11 protein-coding genes are annotated in these 16,573 nt (G+C 58.1%); 3 read left to right on the plus strand and 8 right to left on the minus strand.

What is annotated here, in order from left to right; genetic code table 11:
- The first annotated feature begins 106 nt into the window (after positions 1 to 106).
- The 3 genes from WBM93_RS01670 to WBM93_RS01680 all read left to right on the plus strand — a co-directional run bounded on the left by WBM93_RS01670 (position 107) and on the right by WBM93_RS01680 (position 4,712).
- Complete coding sequence (locus tag WBM93_RS01670) at positions 107 to 949, plus strand: fimbrial biogenesis chaperone (protein ID WP_424427511.1); 843 nt, start codon at positions 107 to 109, stop codon at positions 947 to 949.
- Between the two features lie 56 nt (positions 950 to 1,005).
- The gene (locus WBM93_RS01675; RefSeq protein WP_424427513.1) at positions 1,006 to 3,744 is read left to right on the plus strand and encodes an MSCRAMM family protein; all 2,739 of its coding nucleotides are present in this window, start codon (positions 1,006 to 1,008) and stop codon (positions 3,742 to 3,744) included.
- 77 nt (positions 3,745 to 3,821) lie between these two features.
- Positions 3,822 to 4,712 carry an alpha/beta fold hydrolase gene (locus WBM93_RS01680; RefSeq protein ID WP_424427515.1) on the plus strand — a complete coding sequence of 297 codons (891 nt, stop codon included), beginning with the start codon at positions 3,822 to 3,824 and terminating at the stop codon, positions 4,710 to 4,712.
- A gap of 10 nt (positions 4,713 to 4,722) precedes the next feature.
- Here the strand turns inward: WBM93_RS01680 and WBM93_RS01685 are convergent, their stop codons facing one another.
- From WBM93_RS01685 to WBM93_RS01720, 8 genes are all read right to left on the minus strand, one after another.
- On the minus strand, positions 4,723 to 5,631 hold the full coding sequence (locus WBM93_RS01685) for a diacylglycerol/lipid kinase family protein (RefSeq protein WP_424427517.1): 909 nt from the start codon (positions 5,629 to 5,631) through the stop codon (positions 4,723 to 4,725).
- A gap of 16 nt (positions 5,632 to 5,647) precedes the next feature.
- A complete protein-coding gene (locus WBM93_RS01690) occupies positions 5,648 to 7,288 on the minus strand; it encodes an acyl-CoA synthetase (RefSeq protein WP_424427518.1) in 1,641 nt (546 codons plus the stop codon).
- Positions 7,289 to 7,482: 194 nt separating this feature from the next.
- Positions 7,483 to 9,480, minus strand: a complete 1,998-nt coding sequence (locus WBM93_RS01695) for an acetyl/propionyl/methylcrotonyl-CoA carboxylase subunit alpha (protein ID WP_424427520.1) — start codon at positions 9,478 to 9,480, stop codon at positions 7,483 to 7,485.
- Between the two features lie 106 nt (positions 9,481 to 9,586).
- Entirely contained in the window at positions 9,587 to 10,399 is an 813-nt protein-coding gene (locus tag WBM93_RS01700) for an enoyl-CoA hydratase/isomerase family protein (RefSeq protein ID WP_424427529.1), read from the minus strand.
- On the minus strand, positions 10,396 to 12,018 hold the full coding sequence (locus WBM93_RS01705; protein WP_424427531.1) for an acyl-CoA carboxylase subunit beta: 1,623 nt from the start codon (positions 12,016 to 12,018) through the stop codon (positions 10,396 to 10,398). Before WBM93_RS01705 ends, WBM93_RS01700 begins: the two co-directional genes overlap by 4 nt.
- 138 nt (positions 12,019 to 12,156) lie before the next feature.
- The gene (locus WBM93_RS01710) at positions 12,157 to 14,346 is read right to left on the minus strand and encodes a 3-hydroxyacyl-CoA dehydrogenase NAD-binding domain-containing protein (RefSeq protein WP_424427533.1); all 2,190 of its coding nucleotides are present in this window, start codon (positions 14,344 to 14,346) and stop codon (positions 12,157 to 12,159) included.
- 107 nt (positions 14,347 to 14,453) lie between these two features.
- Positions 14,454 to 15,668: an acetyl-CoA C-acetyltransferase gene (locus WBM93_RS01715; protein WP_424427535.1), complete on the minus strand. Its 1,215-nt coding sequence runs from the start codon at positions 15,666 to 15,668 to the stop codon at positions 14,454 to 14,456.
- Positions 15,669 to 15,808: 140 nt separating this feature from the next.
- Positions 15,809 to 16,573 (minus strand): acyl-CoA dehydrogenase family protein (locus tag WBM93_RS01720; protein ID WP_424427537.1); only part of this gene is annotated, 765 nt, incomplete at its 5' end.

A 16,573-nucleotide genomic window follows, 5' to 3' on the forward strand; every position in this document is an offset into this window, starting at 1 on the left:
TCATCCATGGTTAGCGCTTTGGTAACCCTCTTTGCCCATAAGGGCCGTGTGGGGAAAGGCGTCGAGACCAGCCTCTCCGAATGACCAGTTAAAGCCGGAGAATATAATGACCATCCAGAGATTCAAACTCCTGAAATATTGTTGCATCGGGCTGGGCGCCTTGACGTCAGCGATCGCGTTGACATCGGCACCGGCACAGGCAGCGGGTGATCTGCTGGTAGCACCGACCCGCGTTGTCCTGGACGGCCAGCGGGGTACCGAAGTCATATTGAACAATATCGGTTCGGAAACAGCAACTTACCGGATTTCCCTCGAATTGCGCCGGATGACTGCTGAAGGTCGTCTGGAAGATGTCAGCGAAGATCAGGAAAACGAGATCGAGCAGGCCGCCAAGGCGATGATCCGCTATGCACCGCGCAGAGTGACGCTGCCGCCGAACCAGCCGCAGGCAATCCGCCTCGGTGTGCGGGCTCCCGAGGGCTTGCCGGACGGAGAATATCGCGCCCACCTTCTGTTCCGCGCGATTCCCGCGGCACGTTCGGTAACCGAACAAGAGGTCCCCAATGGGGGATTCTCGATTGCGCTGACTCCGATTTACGGCGTGACCATCCCGGTGATCATCCGTCAGGGTAATTTGCAGGCGACTGCCGCGATCGCCAATGGCAAGCTGGAGCAGGATCCCGATGGGCAGGCGCTGACCTTTGACCTCAGTCGAGCGGGCGATCGCTCGACCTACGGCGAAATCCGGGTTACCAAGGCGGGCTTGAACGAGCCGGTCATGGTGGCACGCGGCATCGCGGTCTATCCCGAAGTCACTCAGCGCAAAGTCATTCTACCGATACCGCCCGAAGTGGCCGCACAGCTCAAAGGAGCCGTATCGGTTGAATATTACGAGCCAGACAATGCCGGTGGCGGACTTATCGCCAAAACCGACATGGTTCTAAGATAAGCATTTTATATCAATGATTTAGTATGACTTCATGTCATCACAAAATCATGATAAAGATGATGAAACAGCGACATAATATAATCGGCCGGGGCTTTGAAGCCCTGATCAAGGCCGCGGGGATCACAGCGATCTCTGCGGCTTCGCTGTTTCTGGCGTCTCCGGCCCATGCGACCAGCGACTGGACGGCGAGCGACGATGATGCGCTGCTGTTTGACCTCCGTTCGGGCAAATACCGGCTGGGAGACGGAGTCAGAGGCTATCAAACCGACTCCGGCGTGTGTGTAGATCTTGCCGATATCATCATGGCGATGGATATTCCGCTTCGTCTCGACAAGAAGTCGCGCCGCGCAACTGGCTGGATCTTCACGGAGAACCAGACGCTGATCATCGATCGCGATAATAATATGGTACAAAAGGTGAACAGCAGTGCAAAACTGCTGTCCGGGCAGATTTACGATGTGCCGGAGGGCTGGTGCGTTGATGTGAAAAGCCTGTCGGACTGGTTTGATGTCAAATTTGTGCCCGATCTGTCAAATGCTTTGCTGACCATCAAGTCCGATACCCAATTGCCGTTCGAGCGCGCCCTGGAACGCAAGGAACAGGCGGCCAAAATCCGTCCGAACAAGAGTTTCGATCTCTCCGGCCTGCCCCAGTCGTCCGAGCCCTATAAATTCTGGCGCACCCCGTCGGTGGATGCCGTTGTTTCGGCTGGCGGCCTCAAGGACAAAAGGTCGGGGCAGCAGTTTGACTTGCGCTACGAGCTTTATGCGTCCGGCGAGATTGGCAAAGCGAGCTTTGATGCACGCCTGTCCTCCGATAACAGCGGCGTGCCCGAAAATCTCAGGCTTCGGGCCTATCGGACCGATCCAAAGGGCAATCTTCTCGGTCCGCTGAAGGCGACCCACTTCGCTTTGGGCGATGTATCGACAATATCCACTCCCCTGGTGTCCCAGTCTATTGCAGGCCGCGGAGCATTGGTAACAAATCGTCCTGTGGAGCGCCCGGACAGCTTTGATCGCACCAGTTTCCGGGGTGAACTGCCCAGCGGCTGGGATGCGGAACTCTATCGCAACGGCCAGTTGCTGGCCTTTGCCGAAAATCGCACCGACGGCCGCTATGAATTTCTCGATGTTCCGTTGCTTTATGGCCAGAATCGCATCGAAGTCGTGCTCTATGGCCCGCAGGGGCAGATCCGGCGCGATACCAAGGTTATTCCGGTTGGGCTCGATTCCATTCCGCCCAGGCAAACCTATTATTGGGCCGGGGTTCACGAAGCGGGCGAGGATCTGATCCGGCTCGGCGAGTTTATCCCGATCCGCCAGGCCGGCTGGCGCGGCGGCGTTGGTGTCGAACGCGGCCTCAATGCCAGAACATCGGTCGCCGCGTCCCTGTTCAGCCTGAAAATTGACGGCGATCGCCACAATTATCTCGAAGGATCGGTCCGCCGGGCGGTGGGACCCACTTTGGTCGAGCTTTCGGCCTCTTCCAACCTTGGCGAGGGGGTGGCATTCCGCGGCCAGATGCTCGGCCAGCTCGGAAATAGCTATATTACCGCCGAATCGATCTGGGCACGGGGTGAATTCATCTCGGACCAGGTCGAAAAAAATGTTACGTCACGCCACAGTCTGGCGGTTGATCATAGTTTCAAGATTGGCAGCCGTCTGGTGCCCTTTCATGTCGATGCGCAATATGAAACGCGCTCCGACGGGCGGGACAGCCTCGACATAACAGGAAGAATATCACTTAATCTCAAGCGCTTATCGCTAACCGGAGAATTGAACTGGGAGAAACGATTTAGTGACTTCGGCCCTGATCCGCCAGATATTCTCGATGCACGACTGCTCGCTAACGGACGGATCGGCAAGGTCCGGCTGCGGGGGGAAGCGGTTTATCGTCTTGCGCCGGAAAAGCGTTTCGAAAGGGTTAATTTCACCGGCGAATGGCGCGCCGGGGAGCGTTCGGACTGGCGTGCGGAGCTTGGCTATGATGCCGGACTTGACCGTGGGCGCGCGGGCATCGGCATTATCCGCCGCTTTGATAAATTTTCAATCACCGCAAGCGCCGAGGCAGCGACCGATGGTTCGGTGGCAGCTGGTCTCAATCTGGCCTTCAGTCTGGGACCCGATCCGCGAAACGGCAAATTCCGGTTCTCGAGCAACAAACTGGCCAATAATGGGCAGGCACTGGCGATTGTGTATCGGGACGAGAACCGTGACGGTATACGCCAGCCCGGAGAGCCGTTGGTCGAAAATGTCGAACTGACCGCCGGCCGGACGGTGGCTCTGACGGCTACGGATGGCAACGGGCGCGCGATTATCGACAATCTGCAGCCCTTCCGTCCGGTTCTGATCGGCATAGATAGCAGTAGCCTGCCCAACCCCTATGTGCAGCCTGCCCTCCCCGGCGTGGTTATCACGCCGCGGCCCGGCGTCGCGGTTACGGTCGAACTGCCACTGGTCAGTGCCGGCGAGATCGAGGGCACGTTGATCCGCAAGGGCGGTGGCACGCTCGCCGGGGTTGGCATGGAACTTGTCGACGTTGAAGGCCGCATCATTCGTGCGACCCAGACCGAATTTGACGGTTTTTTCCTGTTCGACGGCGTCCCCTATGGCAGTTACACGGTCCAGATCGCGAAACTGTCCGCGCAAGCAATCCAGGTTTCGCCAGTCCTGCCGGCGCGCGCGGTGGTCGACGAGGAAAACCAGGTTGCACGACTGGGCACCGTCACCGTTGCTCCGGATGCCAATATGGCAGAAAATAGCGCCGGCCGGACGAACCGGACAAATACGCCTTAGCCACACTGGCCCGCCGTTCTTGTAACGTTTGCGCTTTCTGTTACTGATTCTGTTTTCGTCTAGATCAGGAACAATCCATGCAAGTCATCGCCAACGGCATCAATATCGAAGCAGAAGATTACGGCAATCCCGAGGATCCCGCGATATTGCTGGTCATGGGCTACACTGCCCAGCTCGTCTACTGGCCGATCGACTTCGTCAACGGTCTGGTCGAAAAAGGATTTCGGGTTATCAGGTTTGATAATCGCGATGTCGGACTTTCCTATAAATTTGATGGTGTTCGGGCCCCCCATCCGATCCGCCAGATGATCGCCAAGCGATTCTTCCCCCGGCGGCAAACGGCACCCTATAATCTGAGCGATATGGCGAGAGATTCCGTCGGAGTGCTCGACGCACTCAAGATTGACCGCGCGCATATTGTCGGCGCGTCGATGGGCGGCATGATCGGTCAGCTGATTGCCGCGGATCATTCCGATCGGGTGCTTTCCTTCACGCCGGTGATGTCATCGACCAATGGCCCGGGTCTTCCCGGAGCCGATGCCGAAGTGCGCAAGGTACTGATGCAAACAGCCCGGGCAAAAACGCGGACCCCGGACGAGGCGCTTGAGCTGGGTCTGGCTTTCTCGTCGCTGATCGCCTCCGAGGAAGGGCGTAGCCGGCCGAAGGAACGCCGGGAAATGATGAAGCTGGCGCAGGAACGCGCTTTCTATCCGCCAGGCCCGAAACGGCAAATGGCGGCGATCATCGACACCGGGAATTTACGGCCCGTGGCCAACCGGATCACTGTTCCGACAATGGTTATCCACGGCGCAGACGATCCGCTGATTCCCTCGGCTTGCGGGCAGGATATCGCGGCCAATGTCAAAGGTGCCAGCTTCGAGCTGGTCGAGGGGATGGGTCACGATCTGCCACCGAGCAAATTGCCTCAAATGGTCGATCTGATCGCGGCCCATTGCCGGGCTGCCTGAAGAACCCGGTCTATTCCGGCAACGGCAGGCAATATGTGACTATCCGGTCTGTCATCCTGATCTCGTGCGGTTGCGCCGCAATCGTGTCCCCGTCTGCCTGAAACGCAGCCAAGCGGGAGATTCTGTCTTTCGGAATCATTGTCAGACGGCAGCAGGGCAGGGACTGGACGAAATCGAGCCGCGCGGGGTCGCGGCCAAGGGCGACTTGGGCAATGAACCGGAAAAAATCCCTGCGCCGGGCCCGGGTCAGCAATATCACATGGAAATGTCTCGATGCCAATTCGGCGGCCGGCGCCATCACCCAATTTCCGGCATAATGACGGGCCTTGATCACATAGAAGGCGCCGCAGTTTAGATGTTCTGTCGTTCCACCCGGGGTTTCTACTGCCAAGGAAAAGAGCAGTTGTGGCCATTTGCCGAGCAGCTGGATCAACGACCAGGCATAGGCGGCTCCTCCAATGCGTTTCTTCAGCCTCGGATTATGCCGCGCGACCGCCTGTCCATCCGGGCCGGCACTGACACAGGCCACAAAGGGTCGACCGTCGAAGCTAGCCAGCGGGGCCTCCAGTCGAGCCGTTTCCCTGTCGAGGAATCCCGTCATAATCTCGCGCGCAAATGTTTCCGGTTCGCGGGAATAGCCGAGCTCCTTCGCGACAAGGTTGACCGTGCCGGCAGGAAACACACAAAGCGGCTTCGATATGTCGGCCCGGATCATCGATGCAACTACCAGCTGCAAGGCTCCGTCCCCTCCTGACACACAGACGAGATCGCAATCGGGAAATATCTCGAACTTTCCGTCTTTCTCGGTCCGGCCGAGCCGGACTTCCGCTCCGCAGGCCTGAAATGCCCGGGAAAGTACATCCAGCCGGTGTTCATTAAAGGTGCCCGAGGCCGGGTTGTGGATGAGTTCGACGATCATCGGCTGACTACTGAAACTATGCGGACACCTGCAACTTCTCCAGCGCCAATTCCCTGGCCGCCTTGTATCCGGCCTTGCCATTGGCGGCGCGGGGTACTTCATCGACCACGACCATGGCACGAGGTGCCTTATAGGCCGCGAGCTGCGAGCGGACATGATCGTTCAAGGCATTTTCGTCGAGCCGGGCCCCGGGCACCAGCGACAGGATGGCGGTGATTTTCTGGCCAAAACGCTCGTCCGGGATGCCGACAACCAGACAGTCATATACCGATTCATGGGTCTTGAGCGCTTCCTCGACCTCTTCCGGAAATATCTTCTCGCCGCCGCTGTTGATGCAGGCCGAACCGCGTCCGAGCAAGGTTATCGAGCCATCAGCCTCGACCGTCGCGAAATCACCAGGGATAGAATAGCGAACTCCATCAAAGGTCCTGAAGGTTGCCGCGCTTTTTTCTTCATCTTTATAATAGCCAAGCGGCACCATCCCGCCGTTGCAGATCAGACCCATTTCACCGGAGCCCGGTTCGACCGGCTGGCCGTCTTCGGTCAGTACTTTGGTCGTCGGGTTCATGTCGAACTTGGCGGTCTGGTCGATATCGACATTTTCGGCGGTAGTGATCGAGACCCCCATGCTGCCTTCGGTCGAACCCATGCTGTCGACGATCGCCATCTGTGGCAAATGGCCCAACAGACCGCGCTTGACCTCGGCCGACCACATCACACCCGACGATCCCATCATCAAAAGTGATGATAAATCAAAGACTTTTCCTGCCGCCTTAGCATCATCGAGGGTGGCCAGCATCGGCTTGGCAAAAACATCACCGACGATGGTTATATCGGTGACTTTCTCGTCTTGCGCCAGCTGCCAGAGCGCGACCGGATCAAAATGGCTGTTGTCGCTCAGCACGACGCAGCCCCCCAGACTATGGGGAACCATAGCGCCGATCCACATGCCGGTCCCGTGCATCAGCGGACATGCGGGAATCGAGCGTGAGGCCGCGCCCGTAGCGTGCAGTTGCTGCACCAGCGTACCAAAGCCGGAGGCATCGGTGGGCGGTTCCATCATCCGCATCTCAAACCCTTTGGCGAGCAGCGCGGTGGCAAAACTCTTGTGATCATACATCACGCCTTTGGGCATGCCGGTCGTGCCGCCGGTGTAGAGCATATAGAGATCGTCATCCGACCGTTCTATCACCGCCATCGGGGACGCGTTTTGCACTGCTTGTTCGTAATCCACTGCGCCTTCGAGATGCTCGCCCGATCCGTCGTCGATTTCGAGGAACAGTTTAACCTGTTCCAGCTGGTCCCGGATCGCGGCGACGCGCGGGGCAAACTGGGCCTGAAAAACCAGTGCTTCGCTGTCGCTATTGTTGATGACATGGGTCAGTTCCGCCTCGAGATAGCGGTAGTTGACATTGACCGGGCAGATGCGCGCTTTGAAGGCGCCGAACTGGGTCTCCATATATTCTGCGCTATTATAGGAATAGACAGACAGTTTCGCGCCGGGTTCGAGACCATGGTCGGTAAGGACTTGTGCGACCCGGGCAGCACGATCCGTATATTCGGCCCAGCTATAGCGCTTGTCGCCATCGATGATCGCGGGCTTTTCGGGAATCGCTTCGGCAATATTCTCCCAGATATCGGCCATTTGCCATGTCATGCGATTCTCTCCTTTTTTTGGGAGAATAGCCAGATCGCGGGTTTACGCAACAAGATGACGACGTGTGAAACCGGTCGATCTCACCTGTCGTGCCAGAGGCTGGCGAATTTGGTAAGAATGGCTTCTCCATGCCCGCCGAGCGCCGAACTGGATCCACGGTGCGTAATCTGTTCTCCGCTCAAGCGTTGCCGATTTTAACTCTCTGGTTCGCTTTCCTCATCCGGTGCAATCTCCAGGATCAGATCATCAGCCGCAATCTGTTTGCCCGCTGTGGCGGCGATGGTTTCGACCGTCCCGTCGATTTCCGCCAATATCTCATGCTGCATCTTCATCGCCTCGAGCACCGCCAGCTTGTCGCCCTTGGCGACCCGCACTCCGGCTTCGACCAATATCTCGAGCAGCAATCCGTGCATCGGCGCGACCACGGTGCCACCGCCACCGGCGTCTTCCATCGCGCTGAGACCGGTCAGATCGGTGACGGTCAGCGATCGTTTGGGCAGCGCAAGATATAGAGTGCGATGGTCGTCATAATAATTGGCGTCGATGGTCCGCCCGTCGACCCGCAATTTCGCATGGTCGGGCGTCAGGGAAATCAAGACAATCTCGACATCCTCTCCGCCGGAGCTGACTCGATAATGGCCGGGCTTGTCGACATGGACATGAATGGTCTGGGCATCTTCGCCATCGGCATATTGTGCCACTGTTTCCAGCGCACCAGTGCTCGACCAGTCGAGCATTTCCGGATTGACGTTCAGCGCCAGCTTATGCGCCGCCTGCTGCCGCAGCTTGTGATGGATAACCGCGGCGATGGCGTAGGATGAAAAATCATGGGGGCCCAGGTCGACTCCACCTTCGCCATAATTCTCTGCGATGAAGGCGGTGGTTGCCTCACCCTTTACAAAATCCGGCCGGTCGAGCGCGTCGATCAGGAAATCGCGGTTGGTCTTGGGGCCGAACAATGCGGTTTCCGACAAGGCCTTGATCATCCGCCGCCGGGCCTCGTCGCGAGTGGCCCCGTGGGTGACGATCTTGGCGACCATCGAATCATAGAAAGGTGAAACTTCACCGCCGCTTTCTATGCCGCTGTCGACCCGCGACAGGCCGGACGGCTTCCACAAATGGACAGGACCGGTGCTGGGCAGAAAATCATCCGCCGGATCTTCGGCATAGAGCCGGACTTCCATCGCATGGCCTGTCAGAGTGATGTCTTGCTGCTCAAGACCCAACAAGTCGCCTGACGCGACTTTGAGTTGCAGCGCGACCAGATCAAGACCGGTGATTTCCTCGGTCACCGGATGTTCAACCTGCAGCCGCGTGTTCATCTCGAGAAAATAGAAGGATCCAGACTGGTCCAGGAGAAATTCAACCGTCCCGGCGCCGATATAATCGACGGCCTTTGCCGCCTCAACTGCAGCCGCACCCATTTGCTCCCGCAGTTCTGGCGTCATGACAGGGCATGGTGCTTCCTCGATCACCTTCTGGTGCCGCCGCTGGACCGAACAATCGCGCTCGCCGAGATGGATGGTGTTGCCCTTGCTGTCGGCAAAGACCTGGATTTCGACATGGCGCGGCTTGATGATCGCTTTCTCGAGGATCAGTTCGCCATTGCCGAAAGCATTTTCGGCTTCCGATCGCGCAAGCTTGATCGCATTAGGCACGTCTTTCAGATCATGGACCAATCGCATCCCGCGGCCACCGCCGCCGGCCGCTGCCTTGACCATCAGCGGGACGCCGATCTTCTTGGCTTCGGTGATCAGCACGTCGTCCGCCTGGTCATCGCCCTGATAGCCGGGCACGCAGGGCACGCCGGCCGCAATCATCGCGCGTTTCGAACGTGCCTTGTCGCCCATCACGTCGATCGCTTTTTCCGGCGGACCGACAAAGATGATCCCTGCCCCGGCGCAGGCTTTTGAAAAGGCCGCGTTCTCCGAAAGAAAACCATAGCCGGGATGAATGGCATCGGCACCGGTGTCCTTGGCTGCCTGTATTATCTTGTCGATCAGCAGATAGGATTCATTGACCGGGGCTGGACCAATGTGCACCGCATCATCGGCCATTTTAACGTGCGGAGCATTTGCATCCGCGTCGGAATAGACCGCTACCGTTCGGATGCCCTGTGCCTTGGCGGTACGCATGACGCGGCAGGCGATTTCGCCTCGGTTCGCAACAAGGAGGGTGTTGATTCTGGTCATGTGTTGAGTACCTTACGCCGTTCGTTCCGAGCTTGTTGAAGGACTGAGGGTTCATGTTCATGCTTCGACAGGCTCAGCACGAACGGGCAGAATATGTTCAAGAGTTTCATTCCGGTTTCACCGCCCAGGAGGGTTTGCGCTTTTCAAAGAAGCTGGCGACGCCTTCCTTGGCCTCCTCGCTAACCATGCGATCTGCGAAATTCTCGGCGGCGAGACGGATAACCTCGTCGCGCGGCTTGCCGGCAATCTGTCCGAGCAATTCTTTGGTTGCAGCCACCGCGCCCGGCGCAGCGCCCAGCACTTGTTTGCGCAACTGCATTTCGATCGCTTCCAAACCCGCGACATCATCGGCGATAAAGTCAGCGAAGCCCAGTTCATGCGCCTGCGTCCCGTCAAACCGCGCGGCGGTTAGCATCAGCCGGCGGCCGGTGGCATAGCCGAGCTTTTGAATCACAAAGGGCGAAATCTGCGCCGGTGACACGCCAATTGCGGTCTCGGTCATCGCGAAGCGTGCGCCGCTTTCGCAAATCACGACGTCGGCGCAGCAGCTTAAGCCAAAGCCCCCGGCCATCGCGGCGCCCTCGATCAATACGATCACAACCTGCGGGGCGGTGTTTACAAGGTCGAATATCTCTGCTGCTCCGCTCGACATTTTTATGATCGCCGCGCGGTCGCCGCTTTGCTGGAAATTTTCTTTGAAGTTTTTCAGGTCCGCCCCGGCACAGAACACGCCGCCGCGACCACGTAGGGTGATCCCGCGCACGCTGCGATCGTCGCGCACGCTTTTCATTACTGCAGCGAGTTCAGCGACCAGCGCATCACTCAGGGCGTTGCGGTTTTCCGGCTGGTTGAACCAGATGGTGAGCCAGCCGTTCTGGGTTTCGAGTTCGAGGGTAGCGGTTTTGGGGAGATCGGTCATATCCGCGCTACCCCGAAGGCATTGGGATGGAGCGTCCGGTTCTGCGCCTCGAAAATCGTCTCCAGCGCGAAACCCAAAACCTTGCGCGTGTCGCGGGGATCGATCACGCCATGGTCGAGAACCCGGCCGGAGGTGAAAAACGCGCTTTCCTGCGCTTCGAAAATATCCTTGATCCGCTGTTCTTGCTTGGCGATCGCCGCTTCGTCGGGCTCGACGCCTTTGCGCTGGGCCTGAACCCGGGCGACATGGCTCATCGTGTTGGCGGCCGACGCGCCCGCCATGACGCCAGTTTTTGCATTGGGCCAGCTGAACAGGAAATCAGGCTCGAAGGCGGTCCCGCTCATCCCGTAATTGCCCGCGCCGAAGCTCGCCCCGATATAAAGCGCCAGTTTCGGCACCCTGACGTTGGAAACCGCCTGGATCATCTTGCTGCCCAGCTTGATCATGCCCTTATGCTCGGACTCGGTGCCGACGATATAGCCGGTGGTGTTGTTGAGGAAGATAATCGGCAGTTGTGACTGGTCGCAAAGCTGGAAGAAATGGGTGGCCTTGGCCGCCGCCTCGGGGTCGAACGGACCGTTGTTGCCGATCATCCCGACCGCATGGCCCATGATGCTCGCCTGCATGCAGACCGTGCCGGGGCCATAGCGCGGTTTGAATTCCTCGAAGTCAGAGCCGTCGACGATCCGTGCCGCGACTTCGCGGACATCATAGGGAATGGTATAGTCGGTCGGGACCAGGCCGGCAATTTCGTCGATGTCGTAGATTGGTTCTTCATAATCATTGCGGCGAATAGGGGTGGTATTCTTGTTCCAGTCGAGACGACCCATGGTTTCGCGCGCAATGGCAATGCCGTGGGCATCATCATCGGCGAGATATTCGACGCTACCCGTGGTTGAAGCGTGCATTTCGGTGCCGCCGAGTTCGCGATCGTCGGCGACTTCACCGGTCGCCGCGTGGACCAGCGCCGCGCCGCCAAGCGCTGCCATGCCGTTGTTGCGAATGCCGATAACATAGTCCGACATGCCCGGCATATAGGCGCCGCCAGCGGTGGATGGCCCATGCAGCACGACCATCGTCGGAATGCCGGCCGCGCTGAGCCAGGCTAGATTGCGAAACAGCATCCCGCCATGGGCCCAGAGCTCGACCTTATATTCCATCAGGTTCGCACCTGCGCTTTCGACCAGATGGATGAACGGCAATTTCAGATCCTGGGCTATTTTCTGCGCGCCCTTGCTCGCATCCCAGCCACCCGAGGTAGCCGCACCGGCGCGGATGCCGCTGTCATCGACCCAGATCATGCAGCGCACGCCTTTGACAAAGCCGATGCCCAAAATCACGCTGCCGCCGGGAATGCTGGTCTCGGGATCGCTGTCCTCGAGCAGATAATTGGCCATATTATAGAGGCGCAGGAACGGCATGCCGGGATCGAGCAGACGGGTCAGCCGTTCGTGCGGGGTTAGCTGACCGCGTTTTTCAAAGGTTGGCCGGCGTTTCTCCGATGCATCGACTGCGCGCTTTTCGAGGCTGCGGAGATGATCGATCAGCGTCAGCATGTCTTTGCGGTTCTGGGCAAAGCCTTGCGAACCGGTGGCAATTTTCGATTTAAACTGGGGCATATGCTCTCTTTATCAGCCTTCTCTTTCCCTCTGCTCTACATCGAACGCCACGCAATAAAAAGGGGCCGTTTGCACGAAACAAACGACCCCGGATATCACCACCATTTGCAGGCGGAAGCACGGCTCTGGATTATCGCTCTAGGCCGCTTTGTAAAAGCTTTCTCCGGCGTCCGCTTTTTCGCGGAAGCTCATCGGCGGTTTGAACCGCTCGCCATATTGCTGGGCCAGATTGTCGGCGATGCGGACAAAATTGTCGACGCCCATCGTGTCGATATGGCTCATCGGACCGCCGGTCCATGGCGCGAAGCCCCAGCCGAAGATTGCGCCGAGATCGGCCGATTGCGGATCGGACACAACGCCTTCGTCGAAACATTGCGCTGTCGCGATCAGCTGGATGAACATCAAACGCTGTTTGACCTCTTCGACATCGGGCTGTTCTTCCGCCAGCGGGAAGTGATCGGCGAGGCCGGGCCAGAGCTTTTTCGATCCGTCATCGGCATATTCGTAGAAACCACCGCCAAATCGCCGTCCACGGCGGTCGATCTGCTTGACCATGATGTCCATCAGATCCTCGGTTCCGCTGGAAACATAGGCATCGCCCAGTTCTTCCTTGGTTGACGTCATAATGTCATAGCCCAGCTGCAAGGTCGTTTCATCGACCACAGCAAGCGGACCAATCGGCATGCCCATCGCGATTGCGGCATTTTCGATCAACGCCGGCTTCACGCCCTCGGCGACCATCAACATCGCTTCATTGGCATAAGGCGGGAACACGCGGTTGGTGTAGAATCCGCGGACGTCCTTGACGACAATCGGGGTTTTGCGGATTCTTGCGTTATAATCCAGTGCCACGGCCAAAGCCTTGTCACCGGTTTCCGCGCCCGGGATGATTTCCAGCAACGGCATTTTTTCGACCGGCGAGAAGAAATGCATCCCGATGAACTGGTCGGGACGGGAACTGTTCTTGGCCAGGCCGGTGATCGGCAAGGTCGAGGTGTTGGAAGCAAAGACAACATCCTTGCCGATAACCGCTTCGGTTTTCTTGATCACGTCGGCCTTGATGTCGGGGCGTTCGAATACCGCCTCGATGATCAGGTCGACATCTTTGAGATCATCATAATTGTCCGTCGGTTTGATCCGCGCCATGAAGGCTTCGGCCTTTTCCTTGGTCATCTTGCCGCGTGCCACGCCCTTGTCGACGATCTTCTGGCTGTAAGCGATAGCTTTTTGCGCCTCTTCCATGCTGCGATCGAGAACGATCACATTCATGCCGCCCTTGGCCGTCACATGGGTGATGCCGGAGCCCATCAGGCCGGCGCCGAGAACGCCAACGGTCTTGAGTTCTGTCGGCGGCACGCCTTTAGGCCGCGCCGCGCCTTTTTCCGCGGCCTGCTTGTTGATAAACAGGGTGCGGATCATATTCTTCGATTGCGGGCCGGAGAGCAATTTGGTGAAATATTTGCTTTCGACACGCAGCGCGGTGTCGATTGGTAGCATCGAGCCTTCATAAAGGCAGGAAAGGATCGCCTTGACTGCTTCGTAATTGCCCTTGCTCTGTTTCAGCGCGATCGCCGAGGAACCGAGATACAGCGGTACTGCGCGCGGATCCATCGATCCTGCGCCGCCGGGGAATTTATAGCCTTTCTTGTCCCATGGCGCGGACGCCTTGGGATTGGCTTTGACCCATTCTTTCGCTTTGGCGACGACTTCGTCAGCAGGGGCAAGTTCGTCGACAATTTTCTGCGCGAGCGCGGCCTGCGGGTTCATCGGCTGGCCGGTCATGATAGCCATGCCCGCTGCCTGGAGGCCGGCAAGGCGTGGCAGGCGTTGTGTGCCGCCGCCGCCGGGCAACAAACCGACTTGTACTTCGGGCAGACCGAGCTGGATCTTGGGATTATCGGCGCAAACCCGATAATGGCAAGCCAGCGCCAGTTCGAGACCGCCACCGAGCGCGAGGCCGTTCAGGGCACAGGCGACGGGTTTGGCATGGGCGGTGCCCTTGAGCAGGTCCTTGGCGCTGTTTCCGCCGGTTTCCATCCGGCGCAATATGCCGTTGAGCTCCCACGCGCTTTCAAACGCTTCGGCCATGCTGGCGGCTTTCGATGCGCCGAGCATGTTGAGGTCGGCGCCGGCGAGGAAGCCGGATTTCTTGCCCGAGGTAATAACCGCACCCTTTATCTCGTCCCTGCCGATCAGTTCTTCGACAAAGGCTTTGAAATCGGTGATCAATGCCTGGTTCCAGACGTTCATCGACTGGCCGGGAAGATCGATGGTGACCAGCGCAATGCCGTCGCTGTCAATATCGACTGTGAATGTTTCGTAGGTCATATTCTATTCCTTACTATCTCATCCTGTGCTCCGCACTTGATGCGGAGCCTTGGCGAGAGGGCGGTTCGAGCCCTCAAGAGCTCCGCATCAAGCGCAGAGCACGAAAATCAGTTCACCCGTTCGATGATCGTGGCGATACCCATGCCGCCGCCGATACAGAGCGTGGCCAGTGCAGTGGATTTGCCTGAACGCTCTAGCTCATCCAGCACGGTGCCGAGGATCATCGCTCCGGTCGCGCCGAGCGGATGGCCCATGGCGATCGCGCCGCCGTTGACGTTCATCACGCTATGGTCGACATTCATCGCATCCATGAAGCGCAGAACCACGGCAGCAAATGCCTCGTTCAGTTCCCACAGATCGATATCATTTGCTGTCATTCCAGCACGATCCAGTGCCTTCTTGGCCGCAAATTCCGGACCGGTCAGCATGATCGTCGGTTCGGAACCAATTGCTGCCATCGACACGATCCGTGCTCGCGGTTTCAGACCGTATTTCTCGCCCGCCATCTCGTTGCCGACGAGAACGGCTGCGGAACCGTCGACGATCCCCGAGCTGTTGCCCGCGTGGTGAACATGATTGATCTTCTCGATATCGGGATGTTTGAGGATCGCGACATCGTTAAAGCCGGGCATCTGCTCGCCCATCATCTTGAATGCGGGGCCGAGGGCGCCGAGCGACTGCATATTGGTTTCGGGACGCATCAGTTCATCACGGTCGAGCACGACTTCGCCGATCACATCGCGGATCGGCAGGATGGATTTCGCGAACCGTTTTTCGTCCCAGGCGGTGGCGGCGCGTTTCTGGCTCTCCACGGCATAGGCGTCGACATCATCGCGGCTATAGCCATATTTGGTGGCGATCAGATCGGCGGAAATGCCCTGCGGGACAAAATATTCCTGAAAAACGAGCGTCGGGTCAGCCATGCCGCCGAGGCCGTCGCTGCCCATCGGGATGCGGGACATCGATTCGATGCCGCCGCCAACCGCGAGGTCGGTTTCGCCGGAACAGACCTTGCCCGCCGCGATATTCACCGCTTCCAGTCCTGATCCGCAGAACCGGTTCACCTGAATCGCCGATGTGGTATCCGCATAACCGGCCTTGAGAGCTGCCATACGGCTGATCACCGCGCCCTGTTCGCCTACCGGGGAGACACAGCCAAAGGCGATGTCCTCTACTTCATGCCCTTCAAGACCGTTGCGATCATTGATCGACGCTAGCACCTGGGCGGAAAGATCCAGAGCGGTGATTTCATGCAGGGCGCCATCGCTGCGGCCCTTGCCGCGCGGGGATCGCACTGCGTCATAGATAAAGGCTTGGGTCATTCGGGGTTCCTCTCGTGGGAAGAATTGGAAGGGTTTCGGCCATAGCTAATGCTGCACTGCAACACAGTCAAGCAGTTTACGTAAACGTCAATCAAGGAAGGCGGCGACTCGCCTTTCCCTTTTTCTGCTTTCACCATAGGCTATTCGAGGATCGATTGATATTTCTGGCTGAACACATCGCGGCCGATGATATAGCGCATGATCTCGCTCGACCCGGCATAGATCCGGCTCATCCGGGCATCGGTGAAAATCCGGCTGATCTCATATTCCTTCATATAGCCGGCACCGCCGTGCAGCTGCAGCCCGAGATCGGCCATTTCCCATTCGATCTCGCTGCCCAGCATCTTGCCCTTGGCAGCAATGTTGGCGTTGAGCCCGCCCTGGTTGTGGATATCGACACAATGGTCGACATAGACTTGCAGCATGTCGATTTTTGCGTCCATCTCGGCCATTTTGAACTGGGTATTCTGCATATCGGACAGTTTCTTGCCGAAAACATCCCGATCCATGACAAATTCGCGGGTGACGTCAAAGGCCCGCCGCGCCGACGCGGCATAGCCGACCATCGCGATCAGCCGTTCTTCGGCCAGCCCCTCCATAAGATGGATGAAGCCCTTGCCTGGCGTACCCAGCGTATTTTCCTTCGGTATCATGACGTCATTGAAGAAAAGTTCGGCTGTATCCTGCGCATGAAGCCCGATTTTCTCCAGATTCTGGCCGCGTTCAAAGCCGTCCATGCCGCGTTCTACGATAAGCAAGACCATCGCATGCTTGTCATCGACACCGTCAATCTTGGCCGCGACGATCACGACGTCGGCGTTGATCCCGTTGGAGATATAGGTTTTCGATCCGTTGAGCAGCCAATGGTCACCCATATCCTTGGCCATGCTCTTCATGCCCGACAG

The sequence above is a fragment of the Parasphingorhabdus sp. genome, from assembly GCF_049667325.1.
Lineage (GTDB): Bacteria > Pseudomonadota > Alphaproteobacteria > Sphingomonadales > Sphingomonadaceae > Parasphingorhabdus.

Coding starts and splice junctions, on each gene's coding strand:
- WBM93_RS01675 (WP_424427513.1), top strand. CDS start 1,006: ATGATGAAACAGCGACATAATATAATCGGCCGGGGCTTTGAAGCCCTG.
- WBM93_RS01685 (WP_424427517.1), bottom strand. CDS start 5,631: ATGATCGTCGAACTCATCCACAACCCGGCCTCGGGCACCTTTAATGAA.
- WBM93_RS01710 (WP_424427533.1), bottom strand. CDS start 14,346: ATGACCTACGAAACATTCACAGTCGATATTGACAGCGACGGCATTGCG.
- WBM93_RS01700 (WP_424427529.1), bottom strand. CDS start 10,399: ATGACCGATCTCCCCAAAACCGCTACCCTCGAACTCGAAACCCAGAAC.
- WBM93_RS01705 (WP_424427531.1), bottom strand. CDS start 12,018: ATGCCCCAGTTTAAATCGAAAATTGCCACCGGTTCGCAAGGCTTTGCC.
- WBM93_RS01695 (WP_424427520.1), bottom strand. CDS start 9,480: ATGACCAGAATCAACACCCTCCTTGTTGCGAACCGAGGCGAAATCGCC.
- WBM93_RS01680 (WP_424427515.1), top strand. CDS start 3,822: ATGCAAGTCATCGCCAACGGCATCAATATCGAAGCAGAAGATTACGGC.
- WBM93_RS01670 (WP_424427511.1), top strand. CDS start 107: ATGACCATCCAGAGATTCAAACTCCTGAAATATTGTTGCATCGGGCTG.
- WBM93_RS01690 (WP_424427518.1), bottom strand. CDS start 7,288: ATGACATGGCAAATGGCCGATATCTGGGAGAATATTGCCGAAGCGATT.
- WBM93_RS01715 (WP_424427535.1), bottom strand. CDS start 15,668: ATGACCCAAGCCTTTATCTATGACGCAGTGCGATCCCCGCGCGGCAAG.